This window comes from Nonomuraea ceibae, assembly GCF_019396325.1.
Taxonomy (GTDB): Bacteria; Actinomycetota; Actinomycetes; order Streptosporangiales; family Streptosporangiaceae; genus Nonomuraea; species Nonomuraea ceibae.
The window spans coordinates 14,539-28,450 of sequence record NZ_JAHKRO010000022.1 but is presented as its reverse complement, the minus strand read 5'-3'; the positions used below and the strand labels follow the sequence as shown (position 1 = coordinate 28,450).

General features: G+C 70.1%; 15 protein-coding genes and 1 riboswitch. Of the genes, 6 read left to right on the top strand and 9 right to left on the bottom strand.

What is annotated here, in order from left to right; translation table 11 throughout:
- The first annotated feature begins 57 nt into the window (after positions 1 to 57).
- Positions 58 to 1,710 (top strand): DNA repair helicase XPB, encoded by a 1,653-nt coding sequence (locus KME80_RS16915; RefSeq protein ID WP_219506264.1) that lies wholly within the window; start codon positions 58 to 60, stop codon positions 1,708 to 1,710.
- 199 nt (positions 1,711 to 1,909) lie between these two features.
- Here KME80_RS16915 and KME80_RS16910 read toward each other — a convergent pair whose 3' ends face one another.
- Positions 1,910 to 2,248 (bottom strand): hypothetical protein, encoded by a 339-nt coding sequence (locus KME80_RS16910; protein ID WP_219506262.1) that lies wholly within the window; start codon positions 2,246 to 2,248, stop codon positions 1,910 to 1,912.
- 124 nt (positions 2,249 to 2,372) lie between these two features.
- Here KME80_RS16910 and KME80_RS16905 point away from each other — a divergent pair, with 124 nt between their 5' ends.
- The 3 genes from KME80_RS16905 to KME80_RS16895 all read left to right on the top strand — a co-directional run bounded on the left by KME80_RS16905 (position 2,373) and on the right by KME80_RS16895 (position 5,455).
- The gene (locus KME80_RS16905; protein ID WP_219506260.1) at positions 2,373 to 4,373 is read left to right on the top strand and encodes a HelD family protein; all 2,001 of its coding nucleotides are present in this window, start codon (positions 2,373 to 2,375) and stop codon (positions 4,371 to 4,373) included.
- Positions 4,374 to 4,452: 79 nt separating this feature from the next.
- The gene (locus tag KME80_RS16900) at positions 4,453 to 4,983 is read left to right on the top strand and encodes a YbhB/YbcL family Raf kinase inhibitor-like protein (RefSeq protein WP_219506258.1); all 531 of its coding nucleotides are present in this window, start codon (positions 4,453 to 4,455) and stop codon (positions 4,981 to 4,983) included.
- Between the two features lie 43 nt (positions 4,984 to 5,026).
- The gene (locus KME80_RS16895) at positions 5,027 to 5,455 is read left to right on the top strand and encodes a GNAT family N-acetyltransferase (protein WP_219506256.1); all 429 of its coding nucleotides are present in this window, start codon (positions 5,027 to 5,029) and stop codon (positions 5,453 to 5,455) included.
- A 350-nt stretch (positions 5,456 to 5,805) separates the two neighbouring features.
- Here the strand turns inward: KME80_RS16895 and KME80_RS16890 are convergent, their stop codons facing one another.
- Positions 5,806 to 6,708 (bottom strand): LysR family transcriptional regulator, encoded by a 903-nt coding sequence (locus tag KME80_RS16890; RefSeq protein WP_219506254.1) that lies wholly within the window; start codon positions 6,706 to 6,708, stop codon positions 5,806 to 5,808.
- 83 nt (positions 6,709 to 6,791) lie between these two features.
- Here KME80_RS16890 and KME80_RS16885 point away from each other — a divergent pair, with 83 nt between their 5' ends.
- Positions 6,792 to 7,142 (top strand): DoxX family protein, encoded by a 351-nt coding sequence (locus KME80_RS16885; RefSeq protein WP_219506252.1) that lies wholly within the window; start codon positions 6,792 to 6,794, stop codon positions 7,140 to 7,142.
- A gap of 7 nt (positions 7,143 to 7,149) precedes the next feature.
- Here the strand turns inward: KME80_RS16885 and KME80_RS16880 are convergent, their stop codons facing one another.
- Entirely contained in the window at positions 7,150 to 7,551 is a 402-nt protein-coding gene (locus KME80_RS16880; protein ID WP_219506250.1) for a MerR family transcriptional regulator, read from the bottom strand.
- A 58-nt stretch (positions 7,552 to 7,609) separates the two neighbouring features.
- Here KME80_RS16880 and KME80_RS16875 point away from each other — a divergent pair, with 58 nt between their 5' ends.
- Complete coding sequence (locus KME80_RS16875; RefSeq protein ID WP_219506248.1) at positions 7,610 to 8,509, top strand: NAD(P)-dependent oxidoreductase; 900 nt, start codon at positions 7,610 to 7,612, stop codon at positions 8,507 to 8,509.
- 28 nt (positions 8,510 to 8,537) lie between these two features.
- Here KME80_RS16875 and KME80_RS16870 read toward each other — a convergent pair whose 3' ends face one another.
- The 6 genes from KME80_RS16870 to KME80_RS16845 form a co-directional block, all read right to left on the bottom strand.
- Positions 8,538 to 8,972 carry a nuclear transport factor 2 family protein gene (locus KME80_RS16870; RefSeq protein ID WP_246645085.1) on the bottom strand — a complete coding sequence of 145 codons (435 nt, stop codon included), beginning with the start codon at positions 8,970 to 8,972 and terminating at the stop codon, positions 8,538 to 8,540.
- A gap of 187 nt (positions 8,973 to 9,159) precedes the next feature.
- Positions 9,160 to 10,788, bottom strand: coding sequence for a chaperonin GroEL (gene groL, locus KME80_RS16865; protein WP_219506245.1), 1,629 nt, complete (start codon positions 10,786 to 10,788; stop codon positions 9,160 to 9,162).
- Positions 10,789 to 11,082: 294 nt separating this feature from the next.
- Positions 11,083 to 11,283 carry a cold-shock protein gene (locus tag KME80_RS16860; RefSeq protein WP_090947280.1) on the bottom strand — a complete coding sequence of 67 codons (201 nt, stop codon included), beginning with the start codon at positions 11,281 to 11,283 and terminating at the stop codon, positions 11,083 to 11,085.
- A 247-nt stretch (positions 11,284 to 11,530) separates the two neighbouring features.
- Complete coding sequence (locus tag KME80_RS16855; RefSeq protein WP_043633550.1) at positions 11,531 to 11,806, bottom strand: MoaD/ThiS family protein; 276 nt, start codon at positions 11,804 to 11,806, stop codon at positions 11,531 to 11,533.
- A 24-nt stretch (positions 11,807 to 11,830) separates the two neighbouring features.
- Complete coding sequence (gene thrC, locus KME80_RS16850; RefSeq protein WP_219506243.1) at positions 11,831 to 13,060, bottom strand: threonine synthase; 1,230 nt, start codon at positions 13,058 to 13,060, stop codon at positions 11,831 to 11,833.
- Between the two features lie 13 nt (positions 13,061 to 13,073).
- A riboswitch (SAM riboswitch) is annotated at positions 13,074 to 13,214 on the bottom strand.
- Positions 13,215 to 13,299: 85 nt separating this feature from the next.
- Positions 13,300 to 13,854 carry an RNA polymerase sigma factor gene (locus KME80_RS16845; protein ID WP_219506241.1) on the bottom strand — a complete coding sequence of 185 codons (555 nt, stop codon included), beginning with the start codon at positions 13,852 to 13,854 and terminating at the stop codon, positions 13,300 to 13,302.
- Positions 13,855 to 13,912: the final 58 nt, after the last annotated feature.

Sequence of the window (13,912 nt, the reverse complement as noted above, 5' to 3'; positions counted from 1 at the left end):
AGTCCGGGGACTGTATTGGCCTTCGCGCGTGTTGGATAGGCGTCAACCGTAGAAGGGATGCTGGTGAACGACGGCCCGCTCATCGTCCAGTCCGACAAGACGCTGCTGCTCGAAGTCGACCACGAGAAGGCCGACGCGTGCCGGAAGGCCATCGCGCCGTTCGCCGAGCTCGAACGGGCGCCCGAGCACGTCCACACCTACCGCGTGACGCCGCTGGCGCTGTGGAACGCGCGTGCCGCCGGGCACGACGCCGAGCAGGTCATCGACGCGCTGATCAGCCACAGCCGCTACCCGGTGCCGCACGCCCTGCTGGTCGACATCGCCGAGACCATGGCCCGCTACGGCCGGCTGCGCCTGGAGAAGGACCCGGTCAACGGCCTGGTGCTGACCTCGACCGACCGGGCCGTGCTCGAAGAGGTGCTGCGCTCGAAGAAGATCCAGCCGATGCTGGGCGAGCGGCTGGGCGGCGACTCCGTCGTCGTGCACCCGAGCGACCGGGGCAACGTCAAGCAGGCGCTGCTCAAGCTGGGCTGGCCGGCCGAGGACCTGGCCGGTTACGTCGACGGCGAGCACCACACGATCAAGCTCGCGCAGGACGGCTGGTCGCTGCGCCCCTACCAGCAGGAGGCGGCCGACGCGTTCTGGCACGGCGGCTCCGGCGTGGTCGTGCTGCCGTGCGGCGCGGGCAAGACGATCGTCGGCGCGGCCGCGATGGCCCACGCCCAGGCGACGACGCTCATCCTGGTCACCAACACGGTCAGCGCCCACCAGTGGAAGCAGGAGCTGCTCAAGCGCACCTCGCTGACCGAGGACGAGATCGGCGAATACTCCGGCTCGAAGAAGGAGATCCGCCCGGTCACGATCGCCACCTACCAGGTGATGACGACCCGGCGCAAAGGCGTCTACAGCCACCTGGAGCTGTTCGACGCCCGCGACTGGGGGCTGATCGTCTACGACGAGGTGCACCTGCTGCCCGCGCCGATCTTCCGGATGACCGCCGACCTGCAGGCCCGCCGCCGCGTCGGCCTGACGGCGACGCTGGTGCGCGAGGACGGCCGCGAGGGCGACGTGTTCTCGCTGATCGGCCCCAAGCGCTACGACGCGCCCTGGAAGGAGATGGAGAACCAGGGCTGGATCGCCCCGGCCGACTGCGTCGAGGTGCGGGTCACGCTGAGCGACGAGGAGCGGCTGGCGTACGCGATGGCCGAGGCGGAGGAGCGCTACCGGTTCTGCGCGACGACGCCGTCCAAGACGCACGTGACGGAGGCGCTGGTCCGGCGGCACCTGGGCGAGCAGGTGCTGGTCATCGGCCAGTACATCGACCAGCTCGACGAGCTGGGCGAGCACCTGAACGCGCCGGTCATCAAGGGCGAGACGCGGATCAAGGAGCGCGAACGGCTCTACCAGGCGTTCCGCGACAAGGAGATCCAGGTCCTGGTGGTGTCGAAGGTGGCCAACTTCTCCATCGACCTGCCGGAGGCGGCGGTGGCCATCCAGGTGTCGGGCACGTTCGGGTCGCGCCAGGAGGAGGCGCAGCGGCTCGGGCGGGTGCTGCGGCCCAAGTCCGACGGGGGCGGCGCGCGCTTCTACACGGTGGTGAGCCGTGACACGGTCGACCAGGAGTTCGCGGCGCATCGTCAGCGGTTCCTGGCCGAGCAGGGATACGCGTACCAGATCATCGACGCCGACGACGTGCTGGGCGGGGTGTGAGCCCGGCCGCTCCGTAAGAGCGGCCAGGCCAGGTCTAGTGCCTCACGTCCACGAGACTCCGCGGGCCGTCGACAATCGAACCACCCCCCTCACTGCGTCCTCTCATCGGCGCTGCCAGTCCGGCAGCGACATACCCTGATGATCCGACAAACGCACCTGGTATGCCCGGATTTTTCGGTATTTCCCAGCTTCGTTACAGCTAGGTGCGGAGCAGCAGGCCGCCGAGGAACAGCACTCCTTCGGCCGCGATCCACGCCGCGGCCCCCGCTCCCATCAGCCTGCCGAACAGCCGCGGGTCGCGCCGGGCCGCTCCGGCCAGCCAGGCCGCCAGCGTGCAGCCCGCGGCGGCGACGGCGAACAGCCCCGACACCGCGGACACCCCGGCGAGCCGGCGCGAGCAGTCGGCGGCGAGCTCGGTCCCCGAGCAGAACGCCTGCAGCCCCCAGCCCGCGAACACCGACAGCCCCCACAGCGCCGCCAGCAGGAAGCTCGCGACGGTGGGAATGATCGGCGAGATGCCGAGCCGGACGCGCGCCACGCCGGTTTCCTACCCCCTCGCGCGCCCGGCTAAATGCTTTTGAGGCCCACCGGCACGGCCACTAAACTGGCGGATTCGCTACCTGTTACCACCACCTCCGACCACCACCGGGAGGCGCTTTCGCATGCCCTCAGACCAACTGGCTCCCGACATACCCTCCGACGTGCTCGCGGCCGAACAGGCCCACCTAGCCGAGTCCCGCGCTGCGCTGAAGGCCATGCGGGCCCACGCGCAGTCGCTGTCGGCCGACGCCGCCGGCGACTGGGTGTCGCAGCAGATCCTCCAGTCGCTGCTCGACCAGCGGGTCGCCGCGCTGGCCGACCACCCCGACACACCGCTGTTCTTCGGCCGCCTCGACCGGGGCGCCGACGACGACCTGCCGCCCACCATCTACGTCGGCCGCCGCCACGTCCACGACGGCGGCAGCCGGCCCCTGGTGATCGACTGGCGGGCCCCGGTGTCGCGGGCCTTCTACCAGGCGAGCCCGGCCGACCCGATGGGCGTCGTGCTGCGGCGCCGCTTCGGTTATCACGGCGGGGCGCTGACCGCGTTCGAGGACGAGCCGCTCGGCCAGGGCGGCGACATCGGCCCCTCCAGGATCCTCACCGAGGAGATCGAACGCCCCCGCACCGGCCCGATGCGCGACATCGTGGCCACGATCCAGCCCGACCAGGACGAGATCGTCCGCGCCGCGCTCGCCCAGACCGTGTGCGTGCAGGGCGCCCCCGGCACCGGGAAGACCGCGGTCGGCCTGCACCGGGCCGCCTACCTGCTGTTCACCCACCGCGAGCGGCTCGCCAGGTCCGGTGTGATGATCGTCGGGCCGAACCGCGCCTTCCTGTCCTACATCTCCTCCGTGCTCCCCGCGCTCGGCGAGGTCAAGGTCGACCAGACGACGGTGGCCGGGCTGCTCGGCGAGCACGCCGCCGCCGAGGACCCCCTGGTCGCCGCCGTCAAGGGCGACGCCCGCATGGCCGCCGTCCTCGAACGCGCCCTGTGGCTGCACATCGTCAAGCCCGAAGAGGGCCTGGTGTTCACCAAGGGCGCCTACCGGCACCGGGTGGCCGACTACGAGGTGCGCGAGATCGTCGCCTCGCTGCGCGGCACCACCCGCTACGGTCCCGGCCGGGCGGCGCTGGCCCAGCGGCTGGCGCACCTGGTGCTCGTACGGATGGAGCAGCGCGGCGAGTCGCCCGACGACCGGGTGCAGGACGCGGTGGCCCGGTCGAAGCCGGTCAAGCAGCTCGTCGACGCGGTGTGGCCGAAGCTGACGCCGGAGCAGGTGCTGTATCGGCTGCTGTCGGACGCGGAGTTCCTCGCCAAGGCCGCCAAATCCGATTTGTCGCCCGACGAGCAGCAAATGATCCTTTGGCGGAAACCGTACCGGAGCTGGAAGTCCGCGAAATGGTCCGCGGCCGACGCCGCGCTCCTCGACGAGCTCGCCGACCTCGTCGAACGCACGCCCTCACTCGGCCACCTGGTGGTCGACGAGGCCCAGGACCTGTCGCAGATGCAGCTCCGCGCGCTCGGCCGGCGCTGCCGCAACGGCTCCGCCACCGTGCTCGGCGACCTCGCCCAGGGCACCACCCCGTGGTCCACCAGCTCCTGGGAGGACGTGCTGCGCCACCTCGGCCAGGACACCGGCGAGGTCACCGAGCTGACGCTCGGCTTCCGCGTGCCGCGCGAGGTCCTCGACTACGCCGCCCGCCTGCTCCCCTCCATCGCCCCCGGCCTGGCCGCCCCCCGCTCCCTGCGCCCCGGCGCCGGCTCACTCTCGGTACGGCCCAGCGGCGAGCTCCGCCAGGCCGTGACCGAAACCCTGGCCAAGGAGGGCTCGATCGGCGTCATCGTCCCCGACGCGCAGGTGGCGTCCGCGTCCGCCGCGCTCGACGGCGTCGCCCACGCCGTCCTCGACCCCGACGCGGCCGACGAGCACCGCCTGCTGATCGTCCCGGCGACGCTGGCCAAGGGCCTGGAGTACGACCACGTGATCGTGGTCGAGCCCGCCGACATCGTCGACGCCGAGCCCCGCGGGCTCGCCCGCCTGTACGTGGTGCTCACCCGTGCCGTGACGTCCCTGACCGTCCTGCACGCCAAACCCCTGCCCGCCCAGCTCACCGGCTGACACGGCGCGCGGGGCAGTGGCAGCGGCGCCGATCGCTCCTAGGATGACGGGGAAAAGCCATCACCTCTAGGAGGAAACCGTGCCGGCACCGCTGCCACACGAACACCTGCCGTCCGCCCCGGCGCTCGTCGTGCAGAGCGACGACATCACCGACGGCGACCGGCTGAACGACCTCCACGTCTTCAACGACTGGGGCATGACGGGCCAGAACCTGTCCCCCGCCCTGCGCTGGTCCGGCGCCCCCGACGGCACCAGGAGCTACGCCGTCACCTGCTTCGACCCCGACGCCCCCACCGGCAGCGGGTTCTGGCACTGGGTGCTGTTCGACATCCCCGCCTCGGTGACCGAGCTGCCCACCGGCGCCGGCACCGGCCCCGAGTTCAAGGGCCTGCCGCAGGGTGCCGTCCACGCCCGCAACGACTACAACACCAAGGAGTACGGCGGCGCCGCGCCCCCGCCCGGCGACCCGCACCGCTACGTCTTCACCGTGCACGCGCTGTCGGTCGACAGCCTCGGCGTCGACAGCGACACCTCCCCCGCCGCGGTCGGCTTCAACATCACCGCCAACACCCTGGCGCGCGGCCACATCATCGCCCATTACGGCGTCTGACCGGCTCTGATCGGTTCGCGGCCATTTGATAAGTTCGCGAACCATGAGAGACCTCGGGGTGGACATCCGGTTCGGCGGCCCGGGCGACGTGGAGCCCGTCCTGGACTTCTGGCTCCACGCCGCCGAAGGCACCGACCGCCGCGACTCCCCCGACAAGGTCACCGCCCTGCTCGAACGCGACCCGGAGGCGCTGCTGATCGCCGAGCTCGACGGCGCGCTCGCGGGCACCCTCATCGCCGGCTGGGACGGCTGGCGGGCACACCTGTACCGCCTCGCCGTCCACCCGGCCCACCGCCGCAAGGGCATCGCCACCGCGCTGCTCGCCGCCGCCGAACGCCGCTTCACCGCCTTCGGCGCCTTCCGGGCCGACGCCATGGTGCTGCACGACAACACCCTCGCCCACCCGGCCTGGTCCGCCGCCGGCTACTCACCCCAGTCAGAGTGGTCCCGCTGGGTCAAGCCCCTGCCCTGACCGCCCCACCGCCCGGACCGCCCCGCAGGGTCTCCGGCCCCCACCCCCAAGGTCCTCGACCCACGCGCTTCGCGCGCCGGCGGCTCGGGCCGCGTCCAAACGGGGGCAAGCCCCCGCACCCCCGGCAAGGGGCCTCCGGCCCCCTGCACCCCCGAGCGTTACGCACTTACCGCAACCACCAGAACGCCGGCCGAATCGGGACGTCCCAGCGATGCCCCGCCACATGCGGAGCAGGCAGTCCCAGGGCCTTGCACGCGACCACCGAAGCAGCCGCCCGAGAGGGAAGGCGCTGATCTGGCGAAGGCGCCGGCTCTTGTCCACCCTCCCACGGACATGGCCGGTGTGGACGGTCATCCGCAGTCGCTTCGCCTGACCGCCAGGCAGCAGCGGACGAAGTCCTGGACGACGGGGTTGGCGTCGTCGGCCGGGGTCCAGGCGACGCCCACGCGGGTGGGGCTGACGCCGCTGACGGGGCGGTACGTGATGCCTGGGCGGGCGTAGAAGCGGGCGGCGGACTCCGGGGCCAGGGCGACGCCGTAGCCGTTGGCGATGGCGCTGAGCCAGTCGTCGGGCTGGTCCGTGACGGCGCCGACGCGCACCGGGTGGCCGTCGCGCTCGTCCGCCGCCAGCCAGTAGTCCCGCCACGGGCCCGTTTCCACCGGAGCCGCCACGAACGGCTCGTCCCACAGCTCCTCGAAGGCGATCACGTCGCGGGCAGCCAGCGGATGGGCCGAGGGCAGCGCCACCCAGCGGGGCTCGGAGAAGAGCACTTCCACGCGCAGCGCGTCCTGGCCGGGGAACGGCAGGCGCAGCAGGGCGACGTCGACGTCCCCCGTGGCGAGCCCGGCCGTCGGGTTCGACCAGGCGGCTTGGCGCAGGTCGGCCCGCCAGCCCGGCCTGGCACGGGTGAACTCCGCCACGATGCGCTGGGTGGCCTCGTTGGCGGCGCTGGCCAGGAAGCCCACCCGCAGCACGCGGGCCGCCCGGCCGGCCGCCTGCCTGGTGCGCCGCAGCGCCACGTCCCAGTCGGCCAGCAGGGCGGGCGTCCGCTCCGCCAGCGCCCGGCCCGCCTCGGTCAGGGACATCCCGGCCCGGGAACGATGGAACAACTCGGCGCCGAGCAGCGCTTCGAGCTGCTTGATCTGCTTGGTCAGCGCCGGCTGCGACACGTACAGGCGAGCTGAGGCCCGGGTGAGGCTGCCTTCCTCCGCCACGGCGACGAAGTAGCGCAGCAACCTCGTGTCCACATCCATGCCCCCAGGTTATAGACGCAGGTATTGGACGCCGGTGGGGGCGCGGGACAAGGCTGGGATGCGGGAGGAAAGGGGGAAAGGCAATGTACGTCGCCTATGTGATCGTCACGGTGGTCACGATCGTGATCAACCTCTGGGCCGCCGTCGCCGACTTCGCCCGCGCCGAGACCGTCCTGGCCAACGCCGCGGCTGTCGGCATCTCGCCGTCCTGGATACCGCTGCTGGGCATGCTCAAGGCGGCCGGGGCCGTGGGACTGCTCCTCGGGCTGGTGGGGGTGCCGTTCGTGGGGGGCGCCGCCGCTCTGGGGCTCGTGCTGTTCTTCGTGGGGGCGGTGGCCCTACATGTCCGGCAACGGGTGTTCGGGAACATCGGCTTCCCGGGGGTCTTCCTCGCGTTCGCCGTCGCGTCCCTCGTGCTGGGGGCCGCCGGGTGACGCCCGGTCAGGTGGCCGGTGCGATCGCTTCGCACTCCGACGGGTCCACGGGATCGAGCGCCGAGGTGGTCGCGAGGATGGCGTCCAGCCGGTCACGGGCGGCAAGGAGGTCGGCCGCGGCGGCGCTGAGCCGCTCACGCTCGCGCAGCAGGTCGGGGATCATCCCGCCACAGGCCGGCGCCAGCATCTCGCCGTCGTCGACCATGCACGGGAGCACCTCGCCGATCGTCGTGGTGCTGAGCCCGGCGGCGAGCAGGAGCCGGATGCCCCGCACCGTGGCGGCGTCCTCCTCGCGATACTCCCGATAGCCGCTGGGCCGGCGCAACGGCCGGAGCAGGCCCTGTTCCTCGTAGTAACGCAACGAGCGCACACTGGCGCCCGTGAGCCGCGACAGTTCTCCGATCCGCATGTGACGACCGCCACTTCGAGTTGACTCTCACGCCGATGTGAGAGTCCAGCCTATGTGTATGACAGAACAGCATCCATCCGGACAGAACAGCACCGCGGTCACCGTCGTCGGCCTGGGCCCCATGGGCTTGGTCCTGGCGGAGACGCTTCTCGGCAAGGGCCTGACCCTGACGGTCTGGAACCGCACCCCCGGCAAGGCCGACGCCCTCGCCGCCAAGGGGGCGCGCCGCGCGGCCACCGTCACCGAGGCCGTCGCCGCCAGCCCCGTCACGATCCTGTGCCTCAACGACTACCCGACCACGCACCGCGTCCTCGACGCCGCCGGTGCCGCCTTCCAGGGCCGCACGCTGGTGAACCTCACCTCCGGGACGCCCGCGGAAGCTCGCGACACGGCGGACTGGGCGGCCGGGCGCGGCGTCGGCTACCTCGACGGCGCGATCATGGTGCCCCCGCCGCTCGTCGGCGAGCCCGGGTCGGTCTTCCTGTACGCCGGGCCGCAGGACGTCTTCGACCGCCACCGGGGGACGCTGGCGCTCCTGGGCGACCCCCGCCACCTCGGCGCCGACCCCGGCCTGGCCGTCCTGTTCAACACCGCCATGCTGGAGATGATGTACGCGACCGTGAACGGGTTCCTGCACGCCGCCGCGCTGGTCGGCTCGGCGGGGGTGCCGGCGGCCGAGTTCTCCGAGCTCGCGCTGGGCTGGTTCATGCCCGCGGTGCTCAACCCCGCCTGGCTCGCCCAGCAGGCGCCGAGCCTGGACGAAGGGGCGTATCCGGGGGATCTGGGGACGCTGCAGATGAACTTCAACGCGCTGGAGCACATCCTCCGGACCAGCGCCGAACAGGGCGTCCATTCCGAGCAGCCCCGGTTGATGAAGGAGCTCGCCGAACGGGCGATCGCGGAGGGGCACGGGAGCGAGAACTACTTCGCCATGTTCGAGATCTTCAAGCAGGCGTGAGGGCGGTCCCCGGTCCCCGCGCCGCCTCTCAGACCGCAGGGTGACGACGGCTCCCCACAGGCGGACGGCAGGCGTCGGCGATGGCCTGGGGGTCCCAGTAGAAGGGCCGGCATTCGAGCATGCGCCCGTCCCGTACGGTGATCAGCTGCATGATCAGGGCGTCGACGTCCCGCCCTGTGGCGCGGGCGCGGAAGCGGACCCGGTTGCGGACGACCACCGTGCTGTTGTCGCCCCAATGCTCCTGCTCCAGGAATTCCATCGACTCCCACACCTCGCTGAAGGCGGCGAGAAAGCGTTCCATCCCGTCATGCCCGCGCCAGGTTCCCGTTCCGGTGAAAGGCAATCCCGGCGCCTGGTGCAGCACCACTTCAGGGTCGAGGTGTACGGCGACGTCGTCGTACGACGCCTTGCCGAATCCGCCGGCGGCGACGTACGCGGCCTCGGCGGCGTAAAACTTCTCCATGACTGCCCAAGCGCTCATTGCCCCAGAGTTCCACCCGGACCGGAACCTGGCTGGCGTGGATCAGACCTGTTTGTCGTGCACAAGAGAAGAAGCCGCCCCTATTTAGGGACGGCTCCGATAAACACATCAGCCCGAGCCGGAAATCCGGACCGGGCTGACGCTATCGCCACGTGGAACGCGATCGGACCTAGAAGTCCATGTCGCCGCCGCCGGGCATGCCAGCGGGAGCGGCCGGGGTCTTCTCGGGCTTCTCGGCGATGACGGCCTCGGTGGTGAGGAAGAGCGCCGCGATGGAGGCGGCGTTCTGCAGCGCCGAGCGCGTCACCTTGGCCGGGTCGAGGATGCCCGACTCGAACATGTTGACGTACTCGCCGGTGGCCGCGTTGAGGCCCTCACCCGGGGTGAGGTTGCGCACGCGCTCGACCACGACGCCGCCCTCGAGGCCGGCGTTGACCGCGATCTGCTTGAGCGGCTCCTCCAGGGCCTTGCGGACGATCGCGGCACCGGTGGCCTCGTCGCCGGTCAGCTCCAGCTTGTCGAAGGCCTTGGCGCCGGCCTGCAGCAGCGCCACGCCACCACCGGGGACGATGCCCTCCTCGACGGCCGCCTTGGCGTTGCGCACGGCGTCCTCGATGCGGTGCTTGCGCTCCTTGAGCTCGACCTCGGTGGCCGCGCCCGCCTTGATGACGGCGACGCCACCGGCGAGCTTGGCCAGGCGCTCCTGGAGCTTCTCGCGGTCGTAGTCGGAGTCCGTGCGCTCGATCTCGGCGCGGATCTCGTTCACGCGGCCGCTGATCGCGTCGGCGTCACCGGCGCCGTCGACGATCGTGGTCTCGTCCTTGGTGACGACGACCTTGCGGGCGCGGCCGAGCAGGTCGAGGGTGGCGTTCTCGAGCTTGAGACCGACCTCCTCGGCGATGACCTGGCCACCGGTGAGGATGGCGATGTCGCCGAGCATGGCCTTGCGGCGGTCACCGAAGCCCGGGGCCTTGACGGCCACGGAGCGGAACAGGCCGCGGATCTTGTTGACCACGAGGGTGGCCAGGGCCTCGCCCTCGATGTCCTCGGCGATGATGAGGAGCGGCTTGCCGGACTGCACGACCTTGTCGAGCAGGGGCAGCAGGTCCTTGTTGGCCGAGACCTTCGAGTTGACGATGAGGATGTACGGGTCCTCGAGCACGGCCTCCATACGGTCGGAGTCCGTCACGAAGTACATCGACGTCATGCCCTTGTCGAAGCGCATGCCCTCGGTGAGCTCGAGCTCGAGGCCGAAGGTGTTGCTCTCCTCGACGGTGATGACGCCTTCCTTGCCGACCTTGTCCATCGCCTCGGCGATGAGCGAGCCGATCTCGGGGTCGGCGGCGGAGATGGAGGCGGTGGAGGCGATCTGCTCCTTGGTCTCCACGTCCTTGGCCAGCTTGGACAGCTCCTCGCTGACCCGCTCCACGGCCGCCTCGATGCCCTTCTTCAGGGCCATCGGGTTGGCGCCGGCGGCCACGTTGCGCAGGCCCTCACGGACGAGCGCCTGGGCGAGCACGGTGGCGGTGGTGGTGCCGTCGCCCGCGACGTCGTCGGTCTTCTTGGCGACTTCCTTGACCAGCTCGGCGCCGATCTTCTCCCACGGGTCCTCGAGCTCGATCTCCTTGGCGATGGAGACACCGTCGTTGGTGATCGTGGGGGCGCCCCACTTCTTCTCCAGCACGACGTTGCGGCCCTTGGGCCCCAGGGTCACCTTGACGGCGTCGGCGAGCTGGTTCATACCGCGCTCGAGACCGCGCCGGGCGTCCTCGTCAAACGCGATCATCTTGGCTGCCATAAGGCTAGACCTCCCAGACACAGGGTGGCTGCTGCGATCGAGCCGACGCCCGCGACGGCATGTGGGCCCGCAGCTCCTTCGGCGGACCCCATCGTCTCGATCCCAGGGTTGGCACTCTGCGACAGAGAGTGCCAACGAATTGTTTAGCACTCTACCCGGTCGAGTGCAAGCCGACAGCACCCCGCCCCAGGTCACGTCGGTACGGCGGGCCCGTGAGCCCGCCGTACGTGAGGGGACGAGAGGTGGCGGTTCGCACGTACTGCGCTGACGTGCGAGCCGCCCGTGCTCACCACGTCAGACCGAGCGGACGGACTCCGCCTGCGGTCCCTTCTGGCCCTGCGTGATCTCGAACTCGACCCGTTGGCCCTGCTCGAGAGACCGATACCCGTCCATCAAGATTGCCGAGTAATGGACGAATACATCCTTACCACCGTCTACCGCGATGAAGCCGTAGCCCTTGTCCGCGTTGAACCACTTGACGGTGCCCTGCGCCACTTCCGACTCCTCTTACTGGGCTCATAGATCCCGCCCATTCCTCCGCGAGACCCACAATCGCCTGACTAATGGATATCAGCCGTACGATCGCACTCGACCATACCTGTGGGAAGGCGTTTGGCAACAGAGTCAATCGGCAAATCGGGTATTTCACCTCACGCTAACTGGTTCAACCTTGTATTTCACAAAAGAGAAGGCGCCCGCATGGGGCGCCTTCTAGAGGGTCGTTCTGGAGATCGGGGGGTTCTCAGCCGCCCGCGACCGCCGGGATGATGGAGATCTGAGTGCCCTCAGGGGCGGGAGTGTCGAGCCCCTCGGCGAAACGGACATCCTCTTCGCCAACGTAAACGTTGACAAAACGACGAATCTTGCCCGATTCATCAAGAATGCGCGCGCCGATGCCCGGGTAGTCGGAGTCGAGCTTGGCAAGCACGTCACGCAGCGTCGCGCCCTCTCCACTCACCTCCGCGTTACCGCCGGTGTAGGTGCGCAGGATGGTGGGAATCCGCACAGAAACGCTCATGGTAAATCTCGCCTTTCCTGGTTGTCAGACAGTCGCGCGGAACGCGTCGAGAGAGGGCCGGATCACGGCCGTGGGGGTGACGTCGGTGACCGCGTCGAGCGTCTTGAGCCCGTCACCGGTGTTGAGCACCACGGTTTCGGCCTCGGGGTCGAGCTGGCCGGTCTCGACGAGCTTCTTCAGCACGCCGACGGTCACACCGCCGGCCGTCTCGGCGAAGATGCCCTCGGTCGAGGCCAGCAGTTTGATCGCGGCGACGATCTCGGCGTCCGTGACGTCCTCCACCGCCCCGCCGGTGCGGCGCGCGATGTCGAGCACGTAGGGGCCGTCGGCGGGGTTGCCGATGGCCAGCGACTTGGCGATGGTGTCGGGCTTGACCGGCTGGACGACGTCGTGGCCGGCCTTGTAGGCGGCCGAGACCGGCGAGCAGCCGAGCGCCTGCGCCCCGAACACCTTGTACGGGCTGTCCTCGACCAGGCCGAGCTGGATGAGCTCCTTGAAGCCCTTGTCGATCTTGGTGAGCTGGGAGCCGGAGGCGATCGGGATGACGATCTGCTCGGGCAGCTTCCAGCCGAGCTGCTCGGCGATCTCGTAGGCGAGCGTCTTGGAGCCCTCGGCGTAGTAGGGCCGCAGGTTGACGTTGACGAATCCCCACTTGTCGCCCAGCGGGTCGCCGATGAGCTCCGAGCAGAACCGGTTGACCTCGTCGTAGGTGCCGTCGATGCCGATCAGCTTGCCGCCGAACACCCGGGCCATGGCGATCTTCGCCTGCTCCAGGTCGGCGGGGATGAACACGCAGGCCTCCAGGCCGGCCCTAGCGGCGGCGGCCGTCACCGCGCCGGCCAGGTTGCCGGTGGAGGAGCACGACAGCGTGTGGAAGCCGAAGTTGCGGGCCGCCTCGACGGCGATGGCCACCACCCGGTCCTTGAAGGAGTGGGTGGGGTTGCCCGAGTCGTCCTTGACGTACAGGGACTTGATGCCCAGCGCCCGGCCCAGGTTGCCCGCCTTGACGAGCTTGGTCCAGCCGGGGTTCATGTTGGGCTTGGACGCGACGTCGACCGGCACCGGCAGCAGCGAGCGGTAGCGCCAGATGTTGGCCGGGCCCGACTCGATGTCGGCGCGGGTCACGTTCCCGAAGGAGTAGGCCGCCTCGAGCGGCCCGAAACACTCCAGGCAGGCGAAGCTGGGGCCCAGCGGGTAGCGGGTGCCGCACTCGCGGCAGGAGAGAGCGACGGCGGGACCGAAGTCGAGCGACATGAAGCGAGGCCTTCCCTCATCTTCGTCCGCGGCCACCCTGACCACGGACCGGAATTGGCACCCTGTCCCGGTCGGCCTCGCAGGTCGCGAGTCACAAGCCGGGAGGGTTGCCGGGGCTTCGCAGGGCCGGTCCCTCCACCCCTCTGGATGAGCAATATTCAGTTGGAGTTGCTGACTCGGACTCTACCCAATCCGAGCCGTGAACTGACCAGTCGTCTCACTCCGCGAGACAACCGGTCTCACCGATAGTCCTCGCCGAGCGCCGCCTGCACGTATTTGCGGGCCTGGTGGATGCGCGACTTGGCCGTGCCGAGCGGGATGTTGAGCTGCTCGGCCACCTCGCTGTAGTCGAGCTGGACGATGTCGCGCAGCACCAGGGCCTGCGCCAGGTCGGGCTTGTCGGCCTCCAGCGCCTCCATCGCGTCGAGCAGGTCGAGCCGCGACCCGGCGATCACGCTGACCCGCCGCACGTCGGGCTTCTGCATGGGCAGCTCGTCGGAGCTCTGCTCCGCCGCCCTGCGCTTCAGCGACCGGTACGTGGTCCGCGCGCAGTTGGCGGTCACGATGTGCAGCCACGTGCTGAACCTGGCGCGCCCCTCGAACCGCCCGATGTTGCGGGCGACGGCCAGCAGGGTGTCCTGGGCCGCCTCCTCCGCGTCCTGGTGGTAGGGCAGGATGCGGGCGCAGTGCCGCAGCACGTCCGGCTCGATCCGGCGCAGGAGCTCGCCGAGTGCGCGATGATCTCCTACGGCGGCCGAGCGGGCGAGTTCTTCGGTTGCCTCATCTAGCGCCATAGCTGGGATCCTAAGGTCGGGAGACACCTCCGTGACATCTCCTCGTCGTAACTCCTGG

Excerpts from the sequence above, each read along its gene's own strand:
- KME80_RS16870 (WP_246645085.1), bottom strand. The coding sequence starts at position 8,972 with ATGGAGAAGTTTTACGCCGCCGAGGCCGCGTACGTCGCCGCCGGCGGA.
- KME80_RS16845 (WP_219506241.1), bottom strand. The coding sequence starts at position 13,854 with ATGGCGCTAGATGAGGCAACCGAAGAACTCGCCCGCTCGGCCGCCGTA.
- groL (WP_219506245.1), bottom strand. The coding sequence starts at position 10,788 with ATGGCAGCCAAGATGATCGCGTTTGACGAGGACGCCCGGCGCGGTCTC.
- KME80_RS16915 (WP_219506264.1), top strand. The coding sequence starts at position 58 with ATGCTGGTGAACGACGGCCCGCTCATCGTCCAGTCCGACAAGACGCTG.
- KME80_RS16890 (WP_219506254.1), bottom strand. The coding sequence starts at position 6,708 with ATGGATGTGGACACGAGGTTGCTGCGCTACTTCGTCGCCGTGGCGGAG.
- thrC (WP_219506243.1), bottom strand. The coding sequence starts at position 13,060 with ATGTCGCTCGACTTCGGTCCCGCCGTCGCTCTCTCCTGCCGCGAGTGC.
- KME80_RS16885 (WP_219506252.1), top strand. The coding sequence starts at position 6,792 with ATGTACGTCGCCTATGTGATCGTCACGGTGGTCACGATCGTGATCAAC.
- KME80_RS16875 (WP_219506248.1), top strand. The coding sequence starts at position 7,610 with ATGACAGAACAGCATCCATCCGGACAGAACAGCACCGCGGTCACCGTC.
- KME80_RS16855 (WP_043633550.1), bottom strand. The coding sequence starts at position 11,806 with ATGAGCGTTTCTGTGCGGATTCCCACCATCCTGCGCACCTACACCGGC.
- KME80_RS16880 (WP_219506250.1), bottom strand. The coding sequence starts at position 7,551 with ATGCGGATCGGAGAACTGTCGCGGCTCACGGGCGCCAGTGTGCGCTCG.
- KME80_RS16905 (WP_219506260.1), top strand. The coding sequence starts at position 2,373 with ATGCCCTCAGACCAACTGGCTCCCGACATACCCTCCGACGTGCTCGCG.
- KME80_RS16895 (WP_219506256.1), top strand. The coding sequence starts at position 5,027 with ATGAGAGACCTCGGGGTGGACATCCGGTTCGGCGGCCCGGGCGACGTG.